The organism is Sorangium sp. So ce124 (assembly GCF_051525235.1).
Classification (GTDB): domain Bacteria; phylum Myxococcota_A; class Polyangia; order Polyangiales; family Polyangiaceae; genus Sorangium; species Sorangium atrum.
The window spans coordinates 6,889,218-6,913,766 of the sequence record NZ_CP150312.1 but is presented as its reverse complement, the minus strand read 5'-3'; the positions used below and the strand labels follow the sequence as shown (position 1 = coordinate 6,913,766).

Here is a 24,549-nt window from a genome sequence, read left to right as displayed (position 1 = left end):
TGAAAACGGAGGTCAACCTCGTTTTCAGCGAGGGGGCGCGCCGCGCGGCGCGCGTGAGAGCGCGCCGCCTGCCGGAGGTCCGGCGGGCAGCGCTTCGAGCAGGGCGAGGTCGCTCCAGAGCGCGTCGACGTAGCGCGAGCGCGGGAGCTCGAAGCGGATCGCGATCGTGTAGCCGCGGCCTGCGAGCGCGTCGCGCGCCTCCTGCGAAAGCGCCTCGCTGGTGATGAGCGCGCCGCCCGGCCCGGCCTGCTCGACGCCGCGGACGAGCGCGGCGTCGTCGCGGACGCGCACCGGCAGCCGGCCCGGCGCGCCCTCCTGGATCATCCGGTCCAGGTCGCGCGTGAGCACCGGGCGCGGCGGCGCGCCGGCGTCGCGGAGGAAGCGCACGATCGCGGCCGCCGGCGAGGGCGCCTGGTGCTGGCGAGCGAGCGAGATCGCGTCGGCGAGCCATTGCGCCGCGAGGGCGGCGACGACGGCGAAGGGCGCGGCGCCGCGGAGCGCGCGCCGGCCCGGAGCGCCCTCCGCCGCGGGGCGCGCCGCCGAGAGGGCCGCTGCGCCGGCGGCCATGGCGACGAGGAGGAGCGGGACGAGCGGGAGCCAGTGCCGCGGCTTGTAGGCGATGTTTTGCCCGAGGAGCGCCCAGAGGAAATAAGCGAACGCCGAGGCCCAGAGCTCGGGCTGCTCGCGCAGCGCGCGCGCGGCCCGCCGGAGCGAAGCGACGCGGAGCGCGCCGGCGGCGAGGAGCGCGATCAGGAGGGGCGCGCCGAGCCAGCGCGCCGCCGGCGCGTCAGGCCACGCTCCGCCGAGCCCGTTGGCCCAGATCCCCCAGATCACGCCGCGGAGGCGATCGAGCGGCGACGAGACGGTGATCGCCGTCCCTCCCCAGCGGGTGAAGTGCCCGAGCCCCTGGACCCACGTCGTCGCGACGAGGTCGCGCGGCGTCGCGATCAGCACGAGCGGCACGAGCCACGCGAGCGCGCCGGCCGCGAGGTCGCGGCCGCGCGCGAGCCACGCGAGGCGGCCGCCCTCGCCGCGGGCGATGACGGCGAGGCAAGCCAGCGCGAACGGGAAGTACGAGAGCCGCACGCCGAGCCCGACGCCGAGCAGCACGAGCGCCCAGGTGCGCGTGCGCGCCGCGCGCGCCTCCGCGGCGGTGTCCAGCGGCGCGGCCGGAGCGGCGATCTGCGCGCCGCGGAGGCGCCTCGCGCGGGCGCACAGCCAGAGCGCCGCGGTCACCGTCGCGGTGCCGGCCATGTCGCTGAGGAGCTTCTCGGACGACAGCCAGAGGAACGGCGACGCGAGCGCGAGGACCCCGGCGAACACCGCGGCGCGCGGCCCGGCGACGTCGCGCGCGAGCAGGGCGGTGAAGGCGACGGCGGCCGCGCCCGACGCGGCGCTGACGAGGGCGAGCGCCGCGCGCGGCGTCGCGCCGAGCAGCGCCAGCCCCTTCGCCGCCGCGACGAACACGGGGTAATACGGCGCGTGCGGGCGGAGCTCGACCACGTCGAACCGCTCCACGCCGAGCGCGAACCGGAGCGCGTCGATGTCCTCGTCGTGATCGATGCGGAAGAGCAGGCGCGAGGCGAGCGCGGCGGCGGTGAGCGCGGCGAGCTCGAGCAGCTCGCGCCGCTCGTCCCTCACGAGCCCGAGCCGGATCCCGAGCCGGGCGCGTGCGTCGGCGCGCCGCAGTCCGGCTGATCCACGGTGGCCGCCCCGGCGCTCGTGGTGGCGCCCGAGCCGGACCCCGAGCCGGGGAGCGGCGCCGCCGGCGTGTCGCACTGATCGAACAGCTCCTCGCCCGCGTAGTCGAGGCACGCGGTCGCGAGCGACGCGACGACGAACGTGGCGCCCGCCACGACGAACGCGGTGCGAAGCGATGCCCAGGAGCCCAAGCCAGCCACGCAAGCACCGTGCCGCTGACCCCAACGACTGTCAAGCGCGTGTGTCCCTCGGGTTGCGCCTGCACGGCGGGGCGGAGCGTCGCTCGTTTTTTGCTCCTTCCGGCGCCGCGCGCGTAGGGTCGCGCGCATGGAGTGGCTCGAGTCGATGCACCGCATCCGCGCGCTCAAGCTGGAGCTCGCGCGGATGGATCCACGGCGGGGAATGCCGATCGCGCCGCCGGCCGGGGCCTCCGAGGAGGCGATCGCCGGCGTCGAGCGGCGCCTCGGGATGGCGCTGCCGCCGAGCTATCGGGAGCTGCTCTCGCGGCACGACGGCTGGCCGCAGCTGTTCGCCGGCGCCAGCCTGCTCGGGGTGCGCGCGCTCGCGCGCGGCTCGTACATGGACGTCGGGCGGATGGTGCTCGAGCACTGCGAGGGCGAAGAGGTGCGCGGCGCGGGCGAGCGCGACGGCGCATCGGCGACCGTGCGCGGCCGCTATGGTGCGCGGAGCGCGCTCGTCCCGTTCGGCATCGACGCGGCGGCCGAGACGGTCTTCGCGTGGGATCCCGAGGCGAGGGCGCCTGACGGAGAGCTCGAGATCATCCTCTGGACGAACGACGTCGGGCTGCGCCTGTCGGGCTTCCCGGAGCTCCTCGACATGGTGAAGGACATGCTCGCCGCGGAGCTGGACGATCGCCGCAGGCGCGCCGTCGCGCAGATCGAGCCCGCGGCGCTCGCGCGCGGCGCGGTCGCGTCGCGGAGCCGCGTGCGCGCGGTGGCGGTGCCGCTCACACCTGCACCTCGCCCGCTCCTGCGGAGCGCGCTCACCGGCTGAGCGAGCCTCGCCCCCCGAGCCCGGCCGCTGCGACGCCCGCGCAAGGCTGCGTCCCGCGTACACGGCGCGCTCGTGCGCGACCGTCGCAGACCGCACTCTTTGCGCGCTTCGACCGCGGGCTCCGATGAAGACGAGCCGGTTGTTTCCGCGCGAAGCGTGGGACGTGGTGTACTAGGTGGACCATGACGGATGCCCACCAGCAGCAGCGCTACCGGGTCATCGAGCGGCTAGCTTCGGGCGGCATGGCCGAGGTCTTCCTGGCGGAGAGCGCCGGGATCGAGGGGTTCAAGAAGCAGGTCGCGATCAAGCGCGTGCTCCCGCACCTCAGCGAGAAGAAGCGCTTCATCGCGATGTTCCTCGACGAAGCGCGGCTGTCTGCGCACCTCTCTCACTCCAACGTCGCGCAGGTGTTCGACATCGGCGTCGGCGACAACGCGTACTTCATCGTGATGGAGTACGTCGACGGCGCCGACCTCAAGGCGGTCCTCGAGTCGATGCGCAAGGCCGGCCGCACCCTCCCGGTCGAGTCCGCCGTGTTCATCACGGCGAAGCTCTGCGAGGGGCTCACGTACGCCCACGAGCTCAAGGGGGCCGACGGGCATCCGCTCCAGATCGTCCACCGGGACATGTCGCCTCCGAACGTGCTCATCACGAAGTACGGCGAGGTGAAGATCGTCGACTTCGGCCTCGCGAAGGCGACGAGCCAGCTCGAGAAGAGCGAGGCCGGGATCATCAAGGGCAAGTTCAGCTACCTCTCGCCCGAGGCCGCGCAGGGCCAGGAGGTCGATCACCGCACCGACATCTTCGCGCTCGGCGCGATCCTCTGGGAGATGCTCTCCGGGAAGCGGCTCTTCCTCGGCGACACCGACTACCAGACGGTCAAGCTCGTGCAGCAGGCCCAGATCCCGCCGCTCTCCGAGAGCAACAGGGCGGTTCCCCCCGAGCTCGATCGCATCATCGCCCGCGCGCTGGCCCGCGATCCCGGGGAACGTTACGCCTCGGCGCGCGAGCTCGGACGGGATCTCACGACCTTCCTGTACAGGTTCGGCAGGCCCGTCAGCGCCTACGACATCGCCGAGCACGTCCGCAGCGCCATGGCGCTCCGGAAGCGGGCCCCCACGTCGGACAAGGCGTCGTTCATCGACAGGCTCATCGAGGAGACGCTGCTCGAGTTCACGTCGCTCCCGGACGACAAGGCGGCGCCGAGCACCACGCGCCTGAACGAGCCGCTCAAGATCTCGGCCTTCGAGGACATCGGCAAGTGGGCCGACGAGATCAAGCTCTCGGCGCCGGGGGACAAGCTCTCGGCGCCGGGGGAGGACGTCATGCGGCGGTCCCTCGCCACCGTGTCGGTCGAGGAGGGCAACCTCGCCGCGCTCGAGGAGACGGGGTTCGGCCTTCCGCTTGCCCCTCCATCCGGAGGTCCCTCGTCCAGGCCCGCGGGGCCGCTGCTCGCGCCGCCTGCGCTGGCGCATCCGCCGCTCGAGAGGCGAGCCGTGCCGACCCTGGCCTCCCCGCAGCCCGTACCCGAGGTGCAGCGCCCTGCGCCGCCCTTGCCGCCGCCGCTCGCGCCGCTCGTACCGGCCACGCCGCGCGACCTGGAGCCGGATCCGGCCCCTCCAGCCAGGACCGGGGGCGGCGCGGTGAAGGCCGTGCTGCTCGTCGCCACGCTCGCCGCCCTCGCCGCAGGCGCGTGGTTCGGCGGCCTGATCCCGCACTGACCCGGCGAAGGGAGCGTGCTCCTGCGGCGCCCACGGCCGAGCCATGGGCGCGCTGCGTGCCGCGCGGCGGCGACGTGCCTGGCGCATCTCAACACGCGTCAAGACGCGTCAACACGCCTCAACACACGATTACACGCCGCCCCTGCGAGGCGCGCCGCACCGTGATCGGCGTCGTGGCGCGCTCTCTCGCCGGATGCGTTACTCGGTCCCCTCCGCCTCGTCGTCGTCGTCGTCGTCCTGCTCCTCGAGCTCCCTCTCGAGCTTCTCGATCTCCTCGTCCTCCGTGTCGTCCTGGGAAGGAGCGGCGCGCCCTTCCTGGATCGCCTTCTGGCGAGCCTTCTCCGCGGCGGCGCGGGCCTGGGCCACCTTCTGCAGGATCGCCGGCTTGGGCGCCATCATCAGCGTCATCGTGCGCTGCTCCATCATGGGGCGCACCTCGACGTTCGCGATCTCCTCGCAGTGCTGGACGATCCAGTCGAGCTGCTCCTGCGCCTTCTCCGGGTGGGTGATCTCGCGGCCGCGGAAGCGCACCGTGAACTTCACCTTGTGGCCTGCGCCGAGGAATCGATGCGCAGCCCGGGTCTTGAACTCGAGATCGTGGTCGTCCGTCTTGGGACGGAGCTTGATCTCCTTGATCTCCACCACACTCTGCTTGCGCTTCGCCTCGCGGGCCTTCTTCTTCTCGTCGTACTTGTACTTGCCGAAGTCGAGGATCTTGCAGACCGGGGGATCCGCCTTCGGGTTGACCTCGACGAGGTCGAGCCCCTTCTCCTGTGCTCGGCGCAGCGCCTCGTGGGTCTGCATGATGCCGAGCATCTCGCCATCATCGCCGATGACGCGGATCTCCGGGACGCGGATGCGCTGGTTGATGCGGATCTGCGGCCCCCGCTGGGCCTGCCGAGGGTCGAAGCGTCTCATCGCCATGTGATATTTCGCTGCCTCCTTGTGTTCTGTGCTCTTGAAAGCGACGGGCCGCCGCTCCGCGACCGAGCCCGGTCGTGGCGTCCATCACCACGACAATGTCGCCCGACTCTGCGCCGCAGGCAACGGCGGCAAGCAGGACGAGCGCCGCGGCGCATGGGCGCTCCGGGCCGTGGCGTGCCCGGCTCGACGGGGGTGGGGAAGGGCCTGCCGGGCGAGAGGGGCCGGCCGGAGCGGGAGGTCACGAACCCGATGCGCTCACGGCGCGCCGGGGGAGCTTCCACGCTGCGGCTCGCCGGTCGGCGAGCTCCTCGAACGGCATCGCCGCGAGGTCCTTCTCGAGGTCGCGCGACCCGGGGGCGGTCACGACGTGCTCCGTCGAGCGCCGCACGACGCAAGGGCCATCCGGATCGCTCGTCCGGCCCAGCCCGATCCGGGCCACGTCGTCGCAGAGGAAGTGTGTGTGAAGATCGATGAGGCGCCCGTTGACGTGGGCGCCGGGGATGGGGCGGTTCCTGGCGATGTCGTCCACGAGAGCCTTGCGCACCGTGGTGCGGGCCGCCGAGGCGGCCAGGGCTGTCTGATCGAGGGCCATGAAACCTCGCAGGCTAGGTCACCTGCTGATTTGTAGGCGCGGCCGGTTTCGAACCGGCGACCCCTACCGTGTCAAGGTAGTGCTCTACCACTGAGCTACGCGCCTATGTCCCGCCCGCTCGGCCCGGTGCCGACGAAACGGAGAGCGCCTCCTATCAAGGGGGGTGAAGTCCGTCAAGCGATATGTTTCGTGGGGTCGCTTTTGTCGTGGCGGCCTGGTGACGGATTCGTAGTGCAAGGGCTCGGGCGGCGGCCGTACTCGCCCCGCCCCCGCCGCCTGGTCGAGCAGCCGACGTCGAACCGTCCCGTCGATGGGTCGACGAGCCGGCGGGCAGCCTCAGGCCGATCGCGGCGGGCTCCAGGGCGCGCTCGCGCTCGACGTGCCGCGCGAGCGACCCCTCGGCAGCCGCGCGCGGCGGAAGCGCATTGCGCGGTGGGAGCATGAATTCCCGGAGTTACGTCCGGACACCGAAGATCGCGATCGCCGCGCTACTTCAGGCCGGCCGCTGCGCGGAGGCCGATCGCGCTCGCGCTTGACCTCGCGTGCGGCTCGGGCGACGAACGATTGGATGGCAGGGCCTGACGGTCTAGGCTCGCCGCCGGATCCGGCGGCGGTGATCGCACATGTCGAGGTGGCCGCGGGGAGCGCGCTGTTCGCCGCGCACGCGGCGGTGCCCGGCAATCTGCCGATCGAGCGCGCCGCGTGCGCCAGCGAGGCGATCCGCGGCGCCGCCGCGCGCACGCGCGCCGGGCAGCGCGCGAGCGTCGTGCTGGGCGCCCACGAGCTCGTCGGGGCGCTCGCCGCGCTCGGCGAGGCGGCGGCGGTGCGGACGCCGGTCACCGTTCACGTCATCGAGCGGCGCGGCGGGCTCGCGGTCGGGCGCGACGAGCTCGCGCCTGCGCTCGACGTCGGCGCGGGGGTGCTCGTGACCTGGAGCAGCCAGGAGGCGGCCGACATGACGCTCGTGGCGCGGCGCGCCGCGGAGGACAGCGAGACGCCGTTCCTGCACCTCGTCGACGCGCTGCCGTCGGACGTCTCGGCCCTCGGCGGGGCGCGCGAGCTCGCTGCGCGCTTCCTCGGCTCCGAGCGGAGCGCGCCGACCTTCACCGACGCGGCGCCGGGCGAGAGCGACGGCGACGGCGGGCCTCGGCCGCAGGGCCGCGGCGTCGTCCGGAAGCGGGCCGAGCGGGGCTTCTGCGCGCGCGTCCCGTTCGCGCTCGCCAGCGCGATGCGGGAGCTCTGCGAGCTGACCGGCAGGCCGCTCGGCGCGATCGAGCGCGTCGAGACCGCGGACGCGGAGGAGATCCTGGTCGTCGTCGGCTGCGCGTTCCCGGCGGCCCGCGAGGTCGTGCGCAGCCTGCGCGCGCAGGGCCGCCGCGTCGGCCTCGTGGGCGTGCGCGCGCTCCGCCCGTTCTTCGGCGCCGACGTGGTGAAGACGCTCGGGCGGGCCAAGGCCGTCGTGGTCCTGGAGCCGCTCGACGTGCCGCTCGCGCCGTACGGGCCGGTCGCCGCCGGGGTGAAGGCGGCGTTCGCGGACGCGATCACCTGGGCCCCGGGCTTCCCCGGCGTCGGGCGCATCCCGCCGATCCTCTCCGCGACGTTCGCGACGATCGACGGCACCATCACCGAGCGCGACGTGCGCCTCTCGCTCGCGGAGATCGCGAGCGGGGAGCGCGCTCGCCGGCACATCGTGTTCGGCAGCGACGGCTGACGCCGCGCGGCAGCGGAAGGGAACACAGCCGCGGAATGGGTACGGAAAACGCCGCCAGGCTGCATTCCCCGGACGCCCGGGTGAGCCTGCCCGCCTAGCTCCTTGCGCGACCCTTGGATCCTGGGTATGGAGGCGGGCCCCGGGGGGTTGGGAGAGGCCCGCAATTTGCGGGCGAGCCCGTCGGGGCCCGGAGACACGCGTCACCTTGGCAAGCTCAAACTGGTTCCAGCCGAACGCCGCCCCCGGGCGAGCGGGCAACGCGCCCGCGACGCCGGTCGAAGGTCAATCGCCGCCGTCCGGAGGGCAGGAGGCGCCGCCTTCTTCGCCGTTCGGCGGAGGGGCCTTCCAGTTCCTCATCCTGGCGCTGCCGCTGCTGCTCATCTTCGTGATGACGCGGAGCCAGAACAAGAAGCAGAAGCAGCTCGAGTCGAACCTCAAGGCGGGCGACCGGGTCGCCACGCAGTCCGGGCTCCTCGGCAGGATCGTCGACATCAGCCCGAACTCGCCCAGGGTGAAGCTGGAGATCGCCCCTGGCGTGAACGTGCAGATCCTGAAGAGCGCGATCCAGGGCCCCGACCCGGGCGAGGTCGCGGCGGCGGACGCCAAGGTCGCCGACGCGGCGAAGGAAAAGAAGTCGTAGGCCGGCGCTCGGCCCAACAGGAAGCTTTTTTACCGCCCCCGCGGCGCCCCACTCCATGCTCCTAAACATCTTTCAGTACGGGTTCGCCGGCGTCGCCGGCCTGTGCGTCCTCGGCGCGTGGCTCAGCCGATCGAAGCGCAGCGTCTTCGCCTGGGCGGCGCTCTCCGCAGGCGCCGCCGCGATCGCGGCCCACTACCACGTGTTCTGGGCCCTCGCGACCTTCGGCCTGATGGTGCCGTGGGCGCTGCTCTGCACCGGGCCGTGGATCGATTTCGCGTGGCGGGCAAAGACGGGCTTCGTGCTGTTCCTGGCGCTCGGCTCGGCGCTCGCCATCTACCCGACCTACCACGACGAGCGGTACGGCCGTCCTGTCCACACAGGCCTCTCGTCGGAGGAGGTGGCGGAGCAGGAGACCCAGGCGAGGGCGGGCGAGCTCGGGTTCAGCCGCTTCCTGACCTCGAACATCCCGTTCCGCCTGGTGCGCGGGCTCGATCTGAAGGGCGGCCTCCGCCTCGTCTACACGGTCGACGTCGACGAGGCGATCAGCGACAAGCGGGATCGGTACTACGACGACCTGCGCGCGGCGCTCGCGAGGTCGTTCGGGTTCCACGAGGGCGACAAGCCGCCGACGATCGAGGAGATGCAGAAGCTCCAGACGAAGCTCCGCATCGAGAAGTCGCGCGAGCAGGCGGACACGATCGTGATCACGTTCAACGACCCGGCGGACTCCGAGAAAATCAACGACGAGTTCCTGGCGAAGTTCCTGCACGAGCTGCAGCTCGTGCGCTCGGCGGATCGCCGCGTGGCGAAGTTCCGGATCCGCGACGAGGTCTCGAGCACCATCCGCGACCGGGCGGTGTCGCAGGCCAAGGAGACGGTGCTCCGCCGCGTCGACGGGCTCGGCCTCAAGGAGGCGAGCGTCTCCACGCGCGACGAGGACGTCATCATCGAGGTCCCCGGCGACGACGAGAGCGCGTTCGCCACGATCCGGGAGATCATCAGCCAGACCGCGCGGCTCGAGTTCAAGATGGTCGACGACGACCACGACTTCTTCGAGCCGATCGCGAGGAGCGCCAAGGAAGAGGACCTCCCGAAGGGGCTGACGTTCTCGATCGAGAACGCGCCGGTCGGCCCCGGGAAGACGAAGCCGGTCCACTTCGCGCGGATGGTGCGCGCGGAGCACGAGGAGATGCGCGACACGCTGAAGCGGCTGCGCGAGTGGGTCGGGACGCTCCAGGTCCCGGCGGACAACGAGGTCGGCTACGGCAAGCTGTACGAGTTCAACGAGGAGAAGGACGCCATCGAGGAGATCGGCTGGCGGACGTACTTCCTCTTCAGCAAGGCCGAGATCACGGGCGACATGGTGCGCGACGCGCAGGCGCTCCCGGATCAGCGCGACGGCGGCCTCGGCGGCTGGTACGTGTCGATGGATTTCACCCCGACCGGCGCCGACCGGTTCGAGGACATCACCGGCAGGAACGTCAAGCGGCGCTTCGCCATCATCCTCGACGAGAAGGTCGAGAGCGCGCCGGTCATCCAGACGAAGATCGGCGGCGGCCGCGCGCAGATCACGATGGGCTCGCAGAACCCGGATCAGCAGCTCCAGGACGCGCGCAAGCTCGAGCTGGTGCTCCGGTCGGGCGCGCTGCCGGCCCCGATCTCGCCCTCGAACGAGCAGCGCATCGGCCCGTCGCTGGGCAAGGACGCGATCCAGCAGAGCATGAAGGGGGCCATCGCGAGCGGCGTGCTCGTCGTCGTGTTCATGGTGGTGATCTACAGCCGCGCGGGGCTCATCGCGGACATCGCCGTCATCTTCAACCTCATCCTGCAGATCGCCGTCCTCGCGATGTTCGGGGCGTCGATGACGCTGCCCGGCATCGCCGGCCTGGTGCTCACGATGGGCATCGCGGTCGACGCCAACGTGCTGATCAACGAGCGCATCCGGGAGGAGCTCAGGGCCGGCAAGAGCCCGCGCGCCGCGGTCGACGTCGGCTACGACAAGGCGTTCAGCGCCATCCTCGACGGCCACGTGACCACGCTGCTCTCGGGGCTCATCCTCGCGCAGTACGGCACCGGGCCCATCAAGGGCTTCGCGATCACGCTGATCGTCGGCATCGCGATCAGCCTGTTCACCGGGGTCGTCTGCACCCGCCTGATGTTCGACTGGGCGGTCCGCGGCCGAAAGATCAAGACGCTCTCGCTCGGCTGAGAACGAGGGCGCGCGAGCCGATCTCCGACCTTTGAGGGAGAACGCGCGAGCGGCTCTCCGATTGAGACACGACGATGGAACTCATCAAACCTGGCCGTCAGTTCGACTTCATGAGCAAGCGCTGGCTCTTCATCGGGCTCAGCGCGGTGCTGCTCATCCTGTCGATCATCTCGTTCTTCGTGCCGGGGCCTAAGCTCGGGACCGATTTCAAGGGAGGCACCGAGATCGAGGTCGCCTTCCGGGCTCCGGTCTCGAGCGCCGAGGTCCGCGAGGCCGTCACCAAGTCGGGCTTCGACTCCCCGGACATCGTGTCCGTCGCGGATCAGGCCAACCCGAACCGCTACCTCATCCGGGTCCACGAGGTCTCGACCCTGTCGGAGCAGCAGAAGACAGCGGTGCGCGACCGGATGTGCCTGCCGCCGGAGAACGGCTCCGTCCCCGAGGACCGCTGCCCGCCCGCCGTGCGCGCCACCGAGGTCAAGTTCAGCCCCGGCGGCGACAAGATCTCCACGCGCTACGACGTCGCGCCCGACCTGGAGGGGATCAGGAAGCAGCTCGAGGGCATCGAGGGGGTCGAGCTCAGGGCCGGCGCGAACAACCCGCTCGTCGTGAGCGAGCGCGACCACAAGGTCGAGCTCCACCTGAAGTCGAAGGGCGACCAGCTGATGGATGGCCTCCGGGAGCACCTCGGCGCGGACAAGGTGCCCGAGCAGGCGCTCCGGGTCGAGTGGATCGGCCCGAAGGCCGGCGCGCAGCTGCGCGACGCGGCCATCAAGAGCGTCGCCATCACGATCTTCTTCATCATGGCGTACATCGCGTTCCGGTTCGACATCCGGTTCGCGCCCGGCGGCATCGTCGCGCTCGTGCACGACGTGGGCATCGCGCTCGGCGCGATGGTGATCACGCAGCGGGAGATCACCCTCTCCACGGTCGCCGCGCTGCTCACGATCGTCGGCTACTCGATCACGGACACGGTCGTCGTCTACGACCGGATACGCGAGAACCTGGGGAAGCACCGCGACATGAGCTTCGCGGCCGTCATCAACTTCTCGCTCTCCGAGATGCTCGGGCGAACGATCCTCGTGTCGATGACGACGCTGCTGTCGCTCGTCATGTTCCTCTTCTACGGCACGGGCGTCATCAAGGACTTCGCGTTCACGCTCGTGGTCGGGATCGCCGTCGGGACCTACTCGTCCATCTACGTCGCGGCGCCGCTCACCGAGTGGATCGACCGCCGGTTCTTCGGCTCGAACGCGGGCAAGCGCAGCAAGAAGGTCAGCCGCGTCCGCACGCAGAAGCGCGCCGACGCGGTCGTCTGAGCGCCTCGCCGTGGCCGCGCGTGGACGCGCGGCCTGAGCCGCCCCAGGCCATGGACGCATCCATCCCGCCGGTGTACCCGCTTCTGTGATGAGCACGGCCACCGAGGCGTGGAGGGAGCTCCCCGAGCGCGAGGCGCCGGCCTCGGCTTTGTCCGGCGCGCCGGGCGCCGCGCCCGTCGTGGATCCGGGCGAGGCGTCGGCCGAGGCGCTCGTGATGGCGCGCCAGCTCGGGCTGTCGATCACGGTAGCGGACATCCTGCACCGGGCCGGCTGGGCGCCTGACGAGGCGACCCGGCGCTTCCTCGACCCGCGGCTCTCGCACCTCACGTCGCCGGACGCGATGGCCGATCGCGAGGCGAGCGCGGAGCGGATCGCGCGCGCCGTGCGCGCCGGCGAGCGGATCGCCGTCTTCGGCGACTACGACTGCGACGGGATCACCGCGACCGCCATCATGACCGGCGGGCTGCGCGCCCTCTCGGGCCAGGTGGTGCCGCTCCTCGCGACGCGGGCCGAAGGCAGCTACGGGCTCTCGGCGCCCGCGCTCGAGCGCGTGATGCGCGCCGGTCCCACGCTGCTCATCACGTGCGACTGCGGCTCCAGCGATCACGAGCGGCTGGCCGCGGCCCGCGCGGCCGGCATCGACTGCGTCGTCATCGATCACCACCTCGTGCCGGCCGAGCCGCTCCCCGCGATCGCGTTCCTGAACCCGCACCGCGCCGATTGCGGATTCCCGTACAAGGGGCTCGCCTCGTGCGGGCTCGCGCTCTCGCTCCTGGCCGCCGTGCGCAAGAAGCTCGGCTCGTCGCTCGATCTCCGCCCCTACCTCGACCTCGTGGCGATCGGCACGGTCGCCGACGTCGCTCCGCTGACCGGCGACAACCGCGCGCTCGTGCGGGCCGGCCTTGGCGTGCTCCAGACCGGGCCCCGTCCAGGGCTCCGCGCGCTCGCGGCGCTCGCCAACCTCGATCTCGGGCGCGGCGCGTCCGCCGAGGACGTCGCCTTCCGGATCGCGCCTCGCCTCAACGCGCCCGGTCGGCTCGGCGATCCCGACATCTCCCTGGAGCTCCTGCTCGCGCACGACGGCGTCACCGCCTCCGCGCTCGCCGCCACGGTGGAGCAGGCGCAGATGAAGCGGCGCGCGATCCAGGACGAGATGCTGACCTCCGCGCTCGCCGAGATCGAGCGCGCCGGGTTCGATCGGGATCCTGCGATCGTCATCGCGCGGCAGGGGTTTCACCCCGGCGTGGTCGGCATCGTCGCTGGCAGGATCACGGGGCGCTACGGCAAGCCGACGATCGTGATCGCGCTCGAGGGCGTGAAGGGGCGCGGCTCGGTGCGCGGTCCGGCGGGCGCGCGGCTCCACGACGCGCTCACCCGATGCCGCGCCGAGCTCGTCGGCTTCGGTGGCCACCAGGCCGCGGCCGGCGTCGAGGTGCGCGCCGATCGCGTCGAGGCGCTCCGGGCGGCGTGGTGCGACGCCTTCCGCGAGCAGGACCTCCCGGCCGCCGCGGCGTCCGCGGCCGCCCACGTCCGGCTCGACGATCGCGACGATCCGGCGGCCGTGGCGCGCGATCTCGAGCGGCTCGAGCCGTGCGGCGAGGGCAACCGCCCGTCGTACGTCCTCGTGCCGGGCGCGGCCGTGCGCTCTGCGAGGAACCTGAAGGGCCACCTCAAGCTGGAGCTCACGTTCGCCCGCCGCGAGATCTCGTGCTTCGGGTTCGAGCTGGGCGAGCTCGCGCCGCGGTTCACCGGCAAGCGCGTCGACGTGGTGGGCCGCCTCCGGCGCGACGCCTGGCGCGGCGGGGACGCCGTCGAGATCAGGATCGAGCACGTCGCCGCGTCCGACTGAGCGCGGCGGGCGTCCGCGGCGTGCTAGCGTGAGCGCGTGGCTGAGCCGCTGATCCGGTTCTCGCGTGTGCGCAAGGCCTTCGGTCCGAAGGTCATCTACCGCGACCTGAACCTCGACGTGTACCCGGGCGAGACGATCACCATCATGGGCGGCTCCGGCGTCGGCAAGAGCGTCATGCTCAAGCTGCTCATCCGTCTGCTCGACGCTGACGATGGATCTATCCAATTTCACGGTGAAGAGATCACGCGCCTGAGCGAGTCGCGCATCGCCGGGGTGCGCCAGCGCATCGCGATGCTCTTCCAGGGCGGCGCCCTGTTCGACTCGGTATCGGTCGGTGAGAACGTCGCTTACGGCCTGCACGAGCACTACCGCAAGGAGATGACCGAGGCGCAGATCGCGGATCGGGTCAACTGGGCGCTGTCGCTCGTCGGCCTGCCGGGCATCGAGCAGATGCGCCCGGGGGACCTGTCCGGCGGCATGAAGAAGCGCGTCGGCCTCGCGCGCGCCATCGCGGTGCAGCCCGAGGTGCTGCTCTACGACGAGCCGACGACCGGCCTCGATCCGATCAACACCGAGCGCATCAACCACCTCATCAAGGGGCTGAAGCAGGCGCTCAACGTGACGAGCATCGTGGTGACACACGACATGAAGAGCGCCTTCTCGATCTCGGATCGGATGGCGATGATCTTCCGCGGCGAGGTCATCGCTAGCGGCACCCCGGACGAGTTCCGGGCGTCCACCGATCCGCATGTCGCCGATTTCATCACCGGGACCGCTCCGGTGAACGAGGACGTCCAGACGCTTCTCGGCGCGTGACGATCCCCTCGAGATCGCGCAAGATGCCCTTCTGCATGGGCAGAGCGCGCGATCTGAAGGTCGGACTCTTTGTGCTGGCGGGCCTCGTACTCTCCGCCGTAGTCATTTTCCTGATAGGTGACGAGCGGCGGCTCTTCGACTCCTCCGTCAGCTTCACGACGAACTTCGCCGATGTGCAGGGGCTGAAGCCGGGCGCGCCCATCCGCATGGGAGGCATCGACATCGGTCACGTCGCCGAGGTCGGTTACGGCCCTGATCCGAAGGACACCAAGATCTATGTGAAGCTCGAGATCGTCGAGAGCGAGGCGAGCCGGATCAAGACGGACAGCGTCGCCCAGATCGCGAACAAGGGCCTGCTCGGCGACAAGATGCTGGAGCTCACGAAGGGGCAGAGCCCGGATTCGGTGCCGCCTGGCGGGCAAATCCCCGGCGAGGTGCCGACCGACGTGATGGGCAAGGTCACCGGCATGGCCGAGAAGGCCGAGGCGACGCTCGACAACATCCAGAAGGTCTCGGAGAGCATCGCCGACGAGAAGCTGCACAGGGATCTCCGCGAGACGGTCGCCTCGGCGAACACGCTGATGAAGCAGGTGACCGAGGGGGAAGGCTACCCGCACCGCTTCCTGACCGATCCCGAGGAGGCCGAGCGCATCTCGCGCACCGTGCAGAGCCTGGACCGCCTCAGCACGGAGCTCGCGGGCGCGGTGCGCGAGGTGCGGGGGGTCGTGTCCCGGGTCAAAGAGGGGCCGGGGTTCGCGCACGACGTCATCTATGGCGACGGCCCGCAGAAGCAGGTTCAGCAGTTCGGGAACGCGGCGGACGAGGTCGCCATGACGCTGCGGGGCATCCGCGAGAGCGACAGCCTCGCGCACGACGCGCTCTACGGCGGCAAGGGCGACGGCGCCGAGGCGCTCGCCAACGTGACGGCGATGACCGGCGATCTGCGGGCGATCGTGCACGACATGAGGGCGGGCAAGGGGACCCTCGGCGCCCTGCTGGTCGATCCCTCGATCTACGAGGACATGAAGAGCCTCCTCGGCAACGTGCAGCGCAACGACGTGCTCCGCGCGCTCGTGCGCTACTCGATCAAGCAGGACGAGCAGAAGCCCGCGGTCCAGGTCGGCGGCGCCACGCCGTCGCCCTAGCGGCACATCCGAGCCGCCCGCGCAAGCGTCGGAGCGGCAGCGCCTTGCGTTATCTCGGTCCGCCCTTTATTTCTCAGTGTCTCGATGCCCACGAAGCTCGCTGACCGTCTGTCGGCCGTCGCGCCCAGTGCAACGCTCGCCATGGCGGCGAGGGCGGCGCGCCTCCGCGCCGACGGGCACAGGGTCTACTCCTTCGGCGTGGGCGAGCCTGACTTCGACACGCCCGAGCACATTCGCATCGCGGCGAAGGCGGCGCTGGACGCCGGCGCCACCCACTACACGGCCGTGTCCGGCACCTCCGAGCTGAAGTCGGCGATCTGCGCCGCGACCGAGCAGCACCGCGGCTGGCGGCCGCTGCCGAGCCAGGTCACCGTGAGCTGCGGCGCGAAGCACGCGCTGTTCAACCTCGCGACCGCGCTCTTCGAGCCGGGAGACGAGGTCGTCATCCCGGCGCCTTACTGGGTGAGCTACCCGGAGCAGGTGCGCCTCGTCGGCGCCACGCCGGTCATCGCCAGCACGACCGAGGAGATGGGCTTCCGCCTCACGGCGGACGCGCTCCAGGCCGCGCTCTCTCCGCGGGTGAAGGCGATCATCCTGTGCACGCCCTCCAACCCGACCGGCTCGGCGTATGCGGAGGAGCACCTGCTCCCGCTGCTGGGCGTGCTGCGGCGCCACGACTGCTGGATCATCGTCGACGAGATCTATGCCGATCTCACCTACGACGGGTTCCGGCACGCGTCGCTCCCCGCCCTCGCGGAGGACCTCGCGCCGCGGGTGATCGTCGTCGACGGGGTCAGCAAGACCTTCGCCATGACGGGCTGGCGGATCGGCTGGAGCATCGCGCCGACCGAGGTCGCGAGGGCGCTCGACGTGGTCCAGGGTCAGAGCACCACGAACGCGGCGGCCGTCTCCCAGGCGGCCGCTGTCGCCGCCCTGAACGGGCCCCGCGACGCGGTGTTCGCGATGCGTGCGGCGTTCGCCCGGCGGCGCGCGCTGATGGTCGAGGGGCTCAACGCCGTACCCGGGGTGCGCTGCAGGATGCCGGAGGGCGCGTTCTACGCCTTCGCCGACGTGCGCGGGCTCTGCGGGCGCGCTTTCCAGGGGACGACGCTCGCGAGCGACGAGGACGTGGCGACGTGGATGCTCGAGCAGGCGCACGTGGCCGCGGTCGCCGGCACCCCCTTCGGCGCGCCTGGGTACCTTCGATTTTCGTACGCCTGCGACGAGGATCACATCGAAGCAGGCCTCGCCGCGCTCCGGCGCGCCGTCGCGACGCTCGACTGACCGCGCGCGTCCGATGCGCGAGTCGCGCTGCGCCGGTCTGCGCCGGTGCCCACGCGCGCTCGAAGGGCAGCGGCGCCCGTCCCCGCTCGCTCGACCGCGACGCCGCGCGGACGCGGCAGCCCGCCTGGCTCCGCGCCCCGGTCGCTGATGGCTGGCGCGCAACCGGCGCGCGCGGGCTCCGCGGCCGGCTCGCTGGCCGCGGTCGCCAACGCGCCTTCAGCGGCGACCCGCCAGTTCCGGGCCTACCCCACGGGCCGCCGGCTCCGGGGCTGCCCGAGCGCCGCGAAGAACTTCGACATCGCCAGCGAGTTCTTCTTGTCGAACGCCGATGGTTGGGTTAAAAGCGCCACGTCTTTCCGAAACGGCCGGGTGACAACCGGCTGGCATCGGGCGCATAACTCAGCGGTAGAGTGCGTCCTTCACACGGACGAAGTCGCAGGTTCAAGTCCTGCTGCGCCCACCCCGATTCGCTCCCCTGGTGAGCTGGTTCCACGCGTCGAGCTGTCTGCGTGGCTGTGCCGCTCCCATCAGGTATTGAGCGGCTGCTTCGGAGCATCGAGCCGCCCACGCGGCCGTGGCGAGGCATTCCCTTCGTGCCGGCAGCTTTGTGGGGATGGCGGGCGAGAGGCCGCTCGGCGCCGTCACGTTGACGCGTGAAGCCGGCGAAGCGAGGGGCGCAAGGAGCGCAGGCCGCTCCGGGGTTGGCGAGGTGAAGGCGTCAGCGAGCGGCGCTCGCTGCGGGCGGCGCAGCGGCCGCTTTGTCGTTCCTGCGCTTCTCGATGGCGCTGGCCGTCGCTCGAAGCTCCTTCTGGAGGGGGCCGCACCTGAGGCACTTGCGCGTCCGATGGCCCCGGCATGGCTGGGGGGTGCCCAGCGCCTTGATGTAATGGAGCGCGCGGATATCGCCCTCCTCGCGCACCCTGGCGAGCATCGCCTTGGTGGGGCAGTCCGTGAGGCGGCGCAGATCGTCGGCCACGAGCAGCGCCGGCGACGCGAGCTGCCGCACGCTGCTCTCGATCAGCCGTGTGCTCGCGTGGTCCCTGGGCCAATCGCCGAATTTCGGCGCGGTCACCACCTCATAGAGCAGGTCGGGACCGCGGCTTCCCATGTGCTTGGCCATCAGATCGAACGCCGTGAGGGCGAGGTCCGGGGTGCCGTTCGCTGCCCTCAGGATGATCTGCTTGAGCTCGTCGTTCCCGGCCTCCTCGGGAGCGAACTCGAACAGCCGCTGCGCCGTGAGCAGCGCGGCCGCCATCGCCTTCTCCCGCGCCTGCGCGACCGCGAGCGCCCGGAGGACCGCGGGATCTTCCGGATACCGCTGCGCGAGCGAGCCGAGCGCCGCGCTCCCCGCGGCCTGGGCGCTCTCGAGCTCCGCGGCCTGAGCGCGGGCAGGCGGCGCCTTCGCCGGGGCCTCGGGCTCCGCGGGCGCGAGCGCCGGCGCCGGCTCGGGGGCCGGCGCGCTGCTGCTCTCGCGGACGCTGCTGCTGGGTGCAGCGGCCGGCGAAGGGGCCGGCGAGGCACCGGCGTCCCGCTCGAGCGCCGTCACGACCGTCGGATCGCGCAGCGCTACCGCGCCGCAGACGAGCCCGGTCGCGGCCAGCAGGCCCAGCGCGGCCAGCGTGGCAGCCGTCTTCGGGCGGCCCAGCCCTGATTCACCGACGTGACTCACCGAGCCGCTCATCGCAGCTGCCTCTCCCGCGGAGGACCCGCGGCCTGGTCATCAACCGTAGGGATCGTCGTTCTTCGGCGGCTTCGGCGCGGCCGGCCTGGGCCTGGGGGCCGCCGGCTTGGGCGCCGCGGGCGCCGCCGTCGCCGTGGGGGCCGCGGGCTCTGGCGTCGGGGCGGGCGCCGCAGGCTCCGCCGTCGCCTTGGGCGCCGCGGGCTCCGCCGTCGCCGGGGCCGCAGGCTCCGCCGTCGCCTTGGGCGCCGCAGGCTCCGCGGTCGCCCCGACGGGCGCGGTGGCGTTCGCCGCCGGCGCCGCCGGCGGTTCGGCGGTCGTCGTGGGCGCCGCCGTCCCGGTGGGCGGAGCCTTGTCCGTCGCTGCGGGCACGGCCTCCGTCGGCTGAGGCTTCTCCGCCGGAGCGGCAGGCTTCTCCGCCGGAGCGGCAGGCTTCGCCGCGGGCTGCTCCGGCGCGGCCGGCGGGGTCGCAGGGGGCTTGTCGCTCTGCCCGAAGACGAGCCAGAGCGCGCCGCAGAGCGCCGCCGCGACCAGCAGGATCGTGAGCAGCCGCCCGGTGCCGCTGCTCTCCTCTTCCTGTGCGAGCGGAGCCTGGGCCGCGGGCGCGGGCTTGACCGTGGCCGCCTTGTCTTCCTTCGGCCTGGCGGACGCCGGCTTCACCTTTGCCTGATCGTCCGGCTCCTTTGCTTCCTGGCGCGCAGCCTTGCCGGGCAGATCGTCTGCCGGCGCCCTGTCCGCGACCTCGGCCGGCCTCCTGGCCGCTGCCGCCTTCGCTGGTCTCACCTCGGCCGCGGGCGCGTCCTCCCGTGCTTCTCGCTCGTTCACCAGCTGAGCGACAGCAGGGACCGGTATGGCCGCCGGCTCGGCCAGCGGCCTGACATGCTCCTCTTTCGGCGCCGGAGCGGGCTCGGCCTTCTTCGGCGGGGCGGCCATGAGCGGCTCCTTGGACGGGCCGATCTCGTCCAGCGAGCCGCCGGCGTCGGCGAGCGCTTGCTTCAGCAGCTCGGCCGCCTGCTTCATCATCGTCCGCTCGTCGGGCGGCGGCATCTCCTTCTCGGGGTTCGTCTGCGGGAAGAAGCTGCCGCCCTCCGCGGCGTCGGCCTTCTTCGCCTCGCCCTTGCCCGCGTCGCCCTTCGCCCCGATCGAGCCGAGCCCCAGCATCGTCGACGCCCGCTTCACCTGCGCCTGCGCTGTCTTGGCGGGCGCGGGCTCGGCCTGCGGTGCGCTCGCGGTCGCCGACGGGGCCGTGATCTCCTGCACGTCGTCGCCCAGATCCGCACGGTCGGTGATGCCGGCCTCGAACGCCGACCCGGCGCCTGCCTGCGCGTCGACGAGCCGGGTGATCACAGCCTTGGATTTCTCGTCGATCTTGATGAACTTCACGCCCATGCCCGCCGGGTGCGCGTCGCTCGCCTGCGCGGGCTCGCGCTTCCACACGACGCGGCCGACGCCGGCGATCACGGCTTGCTCGTCCTGCAGACGGATCTCGAACTTGAGCAGCGTGCCAGCGGGGAAGGGCGACGGCGTCTTGATGAAGATGCCGCCACGGCTCACGTCATGCGAGTGGTGCTCGATGAACTCGTCGACCGTGGCGCTCTTGTAGCGGACGGTCATCTGCAGCACTCTCGCTCGCGGATCTTTGCGTGTGTCCTGGGCCATCAGGGTAGAACTCCCGTCTACTTCGCGACTCGCTCCAGCGGATGTGGTCCGCATGTTACCCAAGGTTCGCCGCGAAGCCCAAAGGCTAACACGTGACGGTCGCTTTACCGAACGCAGCCATGGGCCACCGGGCGAGCATGCTGTTCGCGCGGCGCGCGGCGAGCGTCACCGCGCCCGAGCCCGCGCCCCTGCGCCGCAGGGCATGGCGAACCGAGCGTGTGCGCGCGTCTCTCGTGATATGTTCGCGTCGACTGGAGAATGCGCCAGGATGGCTGTCCGGGACCACTTTCGCGTTCACGCGAGGCGACGCGTCGATCTTGGGGCGACGCTGCGCGATCGGCAGTCGGTCGAGGAGCACGGCGTTCGCATCCGCGATCTGGGGCTGGGCGGCGCCGGCATCGAGCTGTCCGAGGCCCAGCTCGCGTCGGAGCTCCTGGATCCCGAGGCGTCGGTGACGCTCGAGGTCACCGCCCCGAACCTGTGGGATCCGCTGAGCCTCCGCGGTCGTATCGCCTGGATCCGCCGCGGCGCGGCGGGCCGGCCGGCGCGCGCGGGCGTTCGCTTCGAGCACCACGACGCCGGGTCGCTCTACGGCCTCTACCAGTTGCTCGGCACCGAACACTTCGACCTCTAGCGCGGGGGGGCGCCCGCTTCGGATACGGGCCCATCTCGGCGCTTTCGGTGCTCGGCGTACGTGAGTACGCCTGCGCGCCGAAAACGCCGATCTGGGCCCGTCTCCTGTGCGGGCGACCCCCCGCGCAGCGGCTGGAACGGGGGAACGGGGGCGCAGGGGCTCGGCCTGCGTGAATGCGTCTGCGCGCCGAAATGCCGAGATGGGCCCGTCTCCTGTGCGGGTGGCCCCCGCGCTGCGGCGGCCGGGAGGGGGAGGGGCTCGGGTGTGCGGGAGACGGTGCTAGAAGGCGAACACGGGGCTGACGGTGGGGGCCAGGACGAGGCCGAGCGTTGGCCACATCAGCATCACCTTCATCTCGGCGGACACGCCGAAGTTCTGGGTGATGCCATAGACCACACCGGCGCCTAGCGCCGAGAAGTTCCGCCCGGTGATCTGGTAGGCATCGAGATTCTCGACGTAGCGGGTGTTCGCCGGACACCTGTTGCTGCTGCTGGTGCTCAGAGGATCCCCTTCCTCGGTGCGGCGATCGCACACATCCACAGGCACCGAGGCGTTCACCTGGGCCAGCCCGATGGGCGAGACGAAGGCGTAGGGGCGGAACCCGCCCTTCTCGACAATCCGATCCCCCAGGAGGAAATACGTGGCGCGGAGCTCCGCATGGAGCGGCAGGAAGCTGAGCGCCTGGAGATGCGGGTTCTGCAGCTCATTGCCCGCCCCGTCCGACCACGGGTTCGGACCGTTCTTGGAAGACGGCGAGCCGCCGAACGCGAATCCGACCCGTACGCCGAGGAGCAGCGACAGATCCGAGAACAGCTGCCGATCGTACGACAGCATCACCCGCCATCCAGCGAGGCTCAGGCCGCCCTTGACCCCGTTCGTTCCTTCGAGATCCGCGGGCTCGCCGTAGAACTGCCGGCCGTCGCCGCCCGGATAGAAGCAGGCGTAGGCGGCGTCGCTGCCCGAGCAGACGTAATCCGTGCCGCGCACCAGGAGCAGGTCGAGCTGGCCGGAGACGCCGACCACGTTGCGGTTGCCCTTGCTCTTGCCCTTCGACGCCCCGCCTCCCTCGTCGCTCCCCTGCTCGCAGGTCCCGTTCACGCAGGCGAGCCCCGACTGGCACTCCTCGGTCGCCTCGCAGGCCGCGCCCCAGGTCTTGTCCCCGCGCTTGCCGCCGGCCTCGGGGCAGCCAGGCAGGCCTGGCGGGCAATCCTCCTTCGCGGCGCACCGCTTCGGCGGCTCCTGGCCAGGCAGCGACGGCTCGTGCTCGATCTCGTTCTTGATCGGCACCCGGTGAGGGGCCTGCATCGAGCCGGCGGTGCCCACCGGATCGCCCGCCTCGTCCCTCAGGATGACGAAATACCGGATATCGCCGGTCGTCGTGACATCCTCGCAGGGGATCTCCACGCCGAAGCCGCTCTCGAGGCGCCTCATTTCGAGCGACTTCCACTTGGGCGAGCCGAACGGCTTGTAGCGGACCGTCGCCTTGGACGCGTCGATCTCGTCCGGGATCTCGACATACACGGGCACCGGCGTGTTCACCGCCTGCTCCGCCACCGGCGTGTGGGGAACGTCGCCCGCCGCAGCCTTCGTGGCCTTGCCGCCGCCGTCGCCCGAAGCCTTCCCGGCCTTCCCGGCGGCCTGCGCCTCCTTGAACGCCTGGGCCAGCTCGGTCGTCGTCAGCGCGTCGATGAGCGCCGCCTTCGGATCGGCCTGGAGCGCAAGCACGAACTCGGCCTTGGCCTGATCGAGCTTGTTGCCGCCGCCGTACACCGTGCCGAGCGCGATGTGCAGCTTGCCGACCACCGACTTCGAGCAGGCGTTCTTGTCGCACTTCTTTAGCGCGTCTTTGAGCTTCTTCTCCGCCTTGTCGAACTCGACAGAGAGGTAGTCATCGTCCATCGCCTGGTTGTGCAGCTTCATCGCCTCCGCGTCCTTTTCGCCGGCGGCGCCGGCGACCGCCGGCGCGCCGAGGATCCACAGCGAAGTCAGTGCAGACGCGAGGCGAGCGCGGCGTGAACGACGGAAAAACACGGGTTCTGACCTCCAGGGTGTGCTGGGGAGGGGCTCTTGCTTTCAGGATGAGGGGGCCGGGTCCGGCCCCCTGGACTGCGCGGTCGAGAGCGACCGTACCCCGACACGCCAGGCGGTGCCCCCGTGACGGCTGGACTACTGCGCGCCCTCCGTGCGGACGAACTGCACGCGCCGGTTCAGGGCGCGGTTCTGGTCGGACGTGTTCGGCACGATCGGCTGCTCCATGCCGTACCCCTTCGATGTCAGCCGGGCCTCGTCGATGCCCTTGGCCACCAGGTACTTCTTCACCGAGGCCGCACGCCGATCCGACAGCTTCTTGTTGTAGGCCGCGGCGCCCTTGTTGTCGGTGTGCCCCTGGATCTCGATCTTGATCTTCGGGTTCTGCTGGAGGACCTCCACCACGGCGTCGAGGATCGGGAAGCTCTCGGGCCGGATCTTGTCCTTGTCGAACTCGAAGTGGATCTGCTGCGTGATCTTGATCTCCTTCTCGGTGACGATGACAAGGCTCGGCTTCTTCGGGCAGCCCGGCTTGTCGCCGCCGACCACGCCCGGCTCGTTCGGGCACTGGTCCTCGAGATCGACCACGGTGTCCTGGTCGTTGTCCGGCTCGGGGCAGCCGTCGGCGTCCTCGTAGCCGTCCGGATCCTCCGGATCGTTCGCGCAGTTCTTGCCCGTGCTGTCCTTGTCGTTCGCGTCGAGGATCGTGTCGAGGTCGTTGTCGACCTCGGGGCAGCCGTCCTCGTCGAGGTAGCCGTCCTTGTCCTCGGGCAGGAGCACGCAGCTGTCCTTGCTGTCCGTCAGGCCGTCGCCGTCCGTGTCCGGATCGTCCGGGCAGCCGTCATCGTCCTGGAAGCCGTTCCAGGTCTCGGCGTCGCACGGACACTTCTTGTCGTCCGGATCGAGCAGCCCGTCGCCGTCGCAGTCTCCGGGCTTGGGCGGCGGCGCCTCCTCGACGAACCCGCGCTCGGCGCACTTCTGCGGCGGCGAGAGGTCGTACGCGGCGTGCGTGTTCGCCTTCGCGATGTCGAGGTGCTCCTTGGCCCGGACGAAGAAGCCCTGATCGAGCTCGACCGAGGCGAACGACAGGTGCGACTTCGCCATCGCCAGCTCGCGCGGCGCGCAGCGGAGCGCGCCGTTGCGCTCCGCCTGCTTCGCGATGGTGGTCAGCGCCTCGATGTCGCCGCGCATGACCGGCACCTGCGTGCACGAGAAGGCGGCCCCGGCGATCGCCACGAGAGCGACGGCGCCTGCGCGACGGGCGCGGCGGGAACTGCGGCGCGTCATTCCAATGCTCATCGACCCGCGCCCTCGTGCGCCTGTTTCGCTAGGGTGATCGCCTTGTCCGCGTACTCCTCTGCGACGTCGGCGAAGTCGATCGCGTCGCCGTAGTCGGCGGCCGCGGCCTCTTCCCGAGCCTTCCAGAGGTGCTCGCGCGCGGTGTAGTACTCGTACGGCGCATACTTCTCTGCGCCGAGCGCCTCGGCCGTCTCGAGCTTGCTCGAGGCCGAGTTCGCGGTGAACGCGTAGAGGGTACCGCCGCAGCCGCCCGTGAGGGCCGCCGCGAGCACCATGCCCGCGCCTGAAATCCAAGTCCCGAATCGCCGCCCGTGCGTCGTCACGAT

20 protein-coding genes and 2 tRNA genes are annotated in these 24,549 nt (G+C 71.3%); 12 read left to right on the top strand and 10 right to left on the bottom strand.

All coding sequences use genetic code 11. From position 1 onward, the window contains the following. Positions 1-24: 24 nt before the first annotated feature. Together WMF19_RS25810 and WMF19_RS25805 are read right to left on the bottom strand one after the other, a co-directional pair. A complete protein-coding gene (locus WMF19_RS25810; RefSeq protein WP_437901545.1) occupies positions 25-1,641 on the bottom strand; it encodes a hypothetical protein in 1,617 nt (538 codons plus the stop codon). Further along, positions 1,638-1,901 (bottom strand): hypothetical protein, encoded by a 264-nt coding sequence (locus WMF19_RS25805; protein ID WP_437901544.1) that lies wholly within the window; start codon positions 1,899-1,901, stop codon positions 1,638-1,640. The genes WMF19_RS25810 and WMF19_RS25805 overlap by 4 nt, the downstream gene beginning before the upstream one ends. 127 nt (positions 1,902-2,028) lie before the next feature. Here WMF19_RS25805 and WMF19_RS25800 point away from each other — a divergent pair, with 127 nt between their 5' ends. Continuing rightward, entirely contained in the window at positions 2,029-2,715 is a 687-nt protein-coding gene (locus tag WMF19_RS25800) for an SMI1/KNR4 family protein (protein WP_437901543.1), read from the top strand. 182 nt (positions 2,716-2,897) lie between these two features. After that, a complete protein-coding gene (locus WMF19_RS25795; protein ID WP_437901542.1) occupies positions 2,898-4,436 on the top strand; it encodes a serine/threonine protein kinase in 1,539 nt (512 codons plus the stop codon). A gap of 198 nt (positions 4,437-4,634) precedes the next feature. On the opposite strand, the gene infC is transcribed toward WMF19_RS25795, so the two are convergent. From infC to WMF19_RS25780, 3 genes are all read right to left on the bottom strand, one after another. After that, complete coding sequence (gene infC / locus WMF19_RS25790; protein ID WP_437901541.1) at positions 4,635-5,360, bottom strand: translation initiation factor IF-3; 726 nt, start codon at positions 5,358-5,360, stop codon at positions 4,635-4,637. Positions 5,361-5,598: 238 nt separating this feature from the next. Beyond that, a complete protein-coding gene (locus WMF19_RS25785; protein WP_437901540.1) occupies positions 5,599-5,952 on the bottom strand; it encodes a hypothetical protein in 354 nt (117 codons plus the stop codon). Positions 5,953-5,985: 33 nt separating this feature from the next. Beyond that, positions 5,986-6,057: transfer RNA gene (locus WMF19_RS25780), tRNA-Val, on the bottom strand. A 463-nt stretch (positions 6,058-6,520) separates the two neighbouring features. Between WMF19_RS25780 and WMF19_RS25775 the strand changes: the two genes are divergently transcribed. The 9 genes from WMF19_RS25775 to WMF19_RS25735 all read left to right on the top strand — a co-directional run bounded on the left by WMF19_RS25775 (position 6,521) and on the right by WMF19_RS25735 (position 17,385). Beyond that, positions 6,521-7,663, top strand: coding sequence for a transketolase (locus WMF19_RS25775; RefSeq protein ID WP_437322533.1), 1,143 nt, complete (start codon positions 6,521-6,523; stop codon positions 7,661-7,663). Positions 7,664-7,868: 205 nt separating this feature from the next. Further along, entirely contained in the window at positions 7,869-8,303 is a 435-nt protein-coding gene (yajC, locus tag WMF19_RS25770; RefSeq protein WP_437901539.1) for a preprotein translocase subunit YajC, read from the top strand. Positions 8,304-8,358: 55 nt separating this feature from the next. After that, positions 8,359-10,512, top strand: a complete 2,154-nt coding sequence (gene secD / locus WMF19_RS25765; RefSeq protein ID WP_437901538.1) for a protein translocase subunit SecD — start codon at positions 8,359-8,361, stop codon at positions 10,510-10,512. Between the two features lie 74 nt (positions 10,513-10,586). Next, positions 10,587-11,831 (top strand): protein translocase subunit SecF, encoded by a 1,245-nt coding sequence (gene secF / locus WMF19_RS25760; RefSeq protein WP_437901537.1) that lies wholly within the window; start codon positions 10,587-10,589, stop codon positions 11,829-11,831. 88 nt (positions 11,832-11,919) lie between these two features. Then, positions 11,920-13,680: a single-stranded-DNA-specific exonuclease RecJ gene (gene recJ / locus WMF19_RS25755; protein WP_437901536.1), complete on the top strand. Its 1,761-nt coding sequence runs from the start codon at positions 11,920-11,922 to the stop codon at positions 13,678-13,680. 36 nt (positions 13,681-13,716) lie between these two features. Further along, positions 13,717-14,496 carry an ABC transporter ATP-binding protein gene (locus WMF19_RS25750; protein WP_437901535.1) on the top strand — a complete coding sequence of 260 codons (780 nt, stop codon included), beginning with the start codon at positions 13,717-13,719 and terminating at the stop codon, positions 14,494-14,496. Between the two features lie 35 nt (positions 14,497-14,531). Next, complete coding sequence (locus tag WMF19_RS25745) at positions 14,532-15,641, top strand: MlaD family protein (protein ID WP_272093396.1); 1,110 nt, start codon at positions 14,532-14,534, stop codon at positions 15,639-15,641. 84 nt (positions 15,642-15,725) lie between these two features. Beyond that, the gene (locus tag WMF19_RS25740) at positions 15,726-16,925 is read left to right on the top strand and encodes a pyridoxal phosphate-dependent aminotransferase (RefSeq protein ID WP_437322527.1); all 1,200 of its coding nucleotides are present in this window, start codon (positions 15,726-15,728) and stop codon (positions 16,923-16,925) included. A 388-nt stretch (positions 16,926-17,313) separates the two neighbouring features. Then, positions 17,314-17,385: transfer RNA gene (locus WMF19_RS25735), tRNA-Val, on the top strand. A 258-nt stretch (positions 17,386-17,643) separates the two neighbouring features. Here the strand turns inward: WMF19_RS25735 and WMF19_RS25730 are convergent. Continuing rightward, positions 17,644-18,594, bottom strand: coding sequence for a hypothetical protein (locus tag WMF19_RS25730; protein ID WP_437901534.1), 951 nt, complete (start codon positions 18,592-18,594; stop codon positions 17,644-17,646). A gap of 51 nt (positions 18,595-18,645) precedes the next feature. Beyond that, positions 18,646-20,262, bottom strand: coding sequence for a TIGR02266 family protein (locus tag WMF19_RS25725; protein WP_437901533.1), 1,617 nt, complete (start codon positions 20,260-20,262; stop codon positions 18,646-18,648). Positions 20,263-20,530: 268 nt separating this feature from the next. On the opposite strand from WMF19_RS25725, the gene WMF19_RS25720 reads away from it, so the two are divergent. Further along, positions 20,531-20,896: a PilZ domain-containing protein gene (locus WMF19_RS25720; protein ID WP_437322524.1), complete on the top strand. Its 366-nt coding sequence runs from the start codon at positions 20,531-20,533 to the stop codon at positions 20,894-20,896. A 279-nt stretch (positions 20,897-21,175) separates the two neighbouring features. Here the strand turns inward: WMF19_RS25720 and WMF19_RS25715 are convergent, their stop codons facing one another. The 3 genes from WMF19_RS25715 to WMF19_RS25705 form a co-directional block, all read right to left on the bottom strand. Beyond that, complete coding sequence (locus tag WMF19_RS25715; protein ID WP_437901532.1) at positions 21,176-22,816, bottom strand: hypothetical protein; 1,641 nt, start codon at positions 22,814-22,816, stop codon at positions 21,176-21,178. 246 nt (positions 22,817-23,062) lie between these two features. Next, positions 23,063-24,211, bottom strand: a complete 1,149-nt coding sequence (locus tag WMF19_RS25710) for an OmpA family protein (protein ID WP_272093390.1) — start codon at positions 24,209-24,211, stop codon at positions 23,063-23,065. 8 nt (positions 24,212-24,219) lie between these two features. Further along, a complete protein-coding gene (locus WMF19_RS25705) occupies positions 24,220-24,546 on the bottom strand; it encodes a DUF4398 domain-containing protein (protein WP_012237102.1) in 327 nt (108 codons plus the stop codon). Positions 24,547-24,549: the final 3 nt, after the last annotated feature.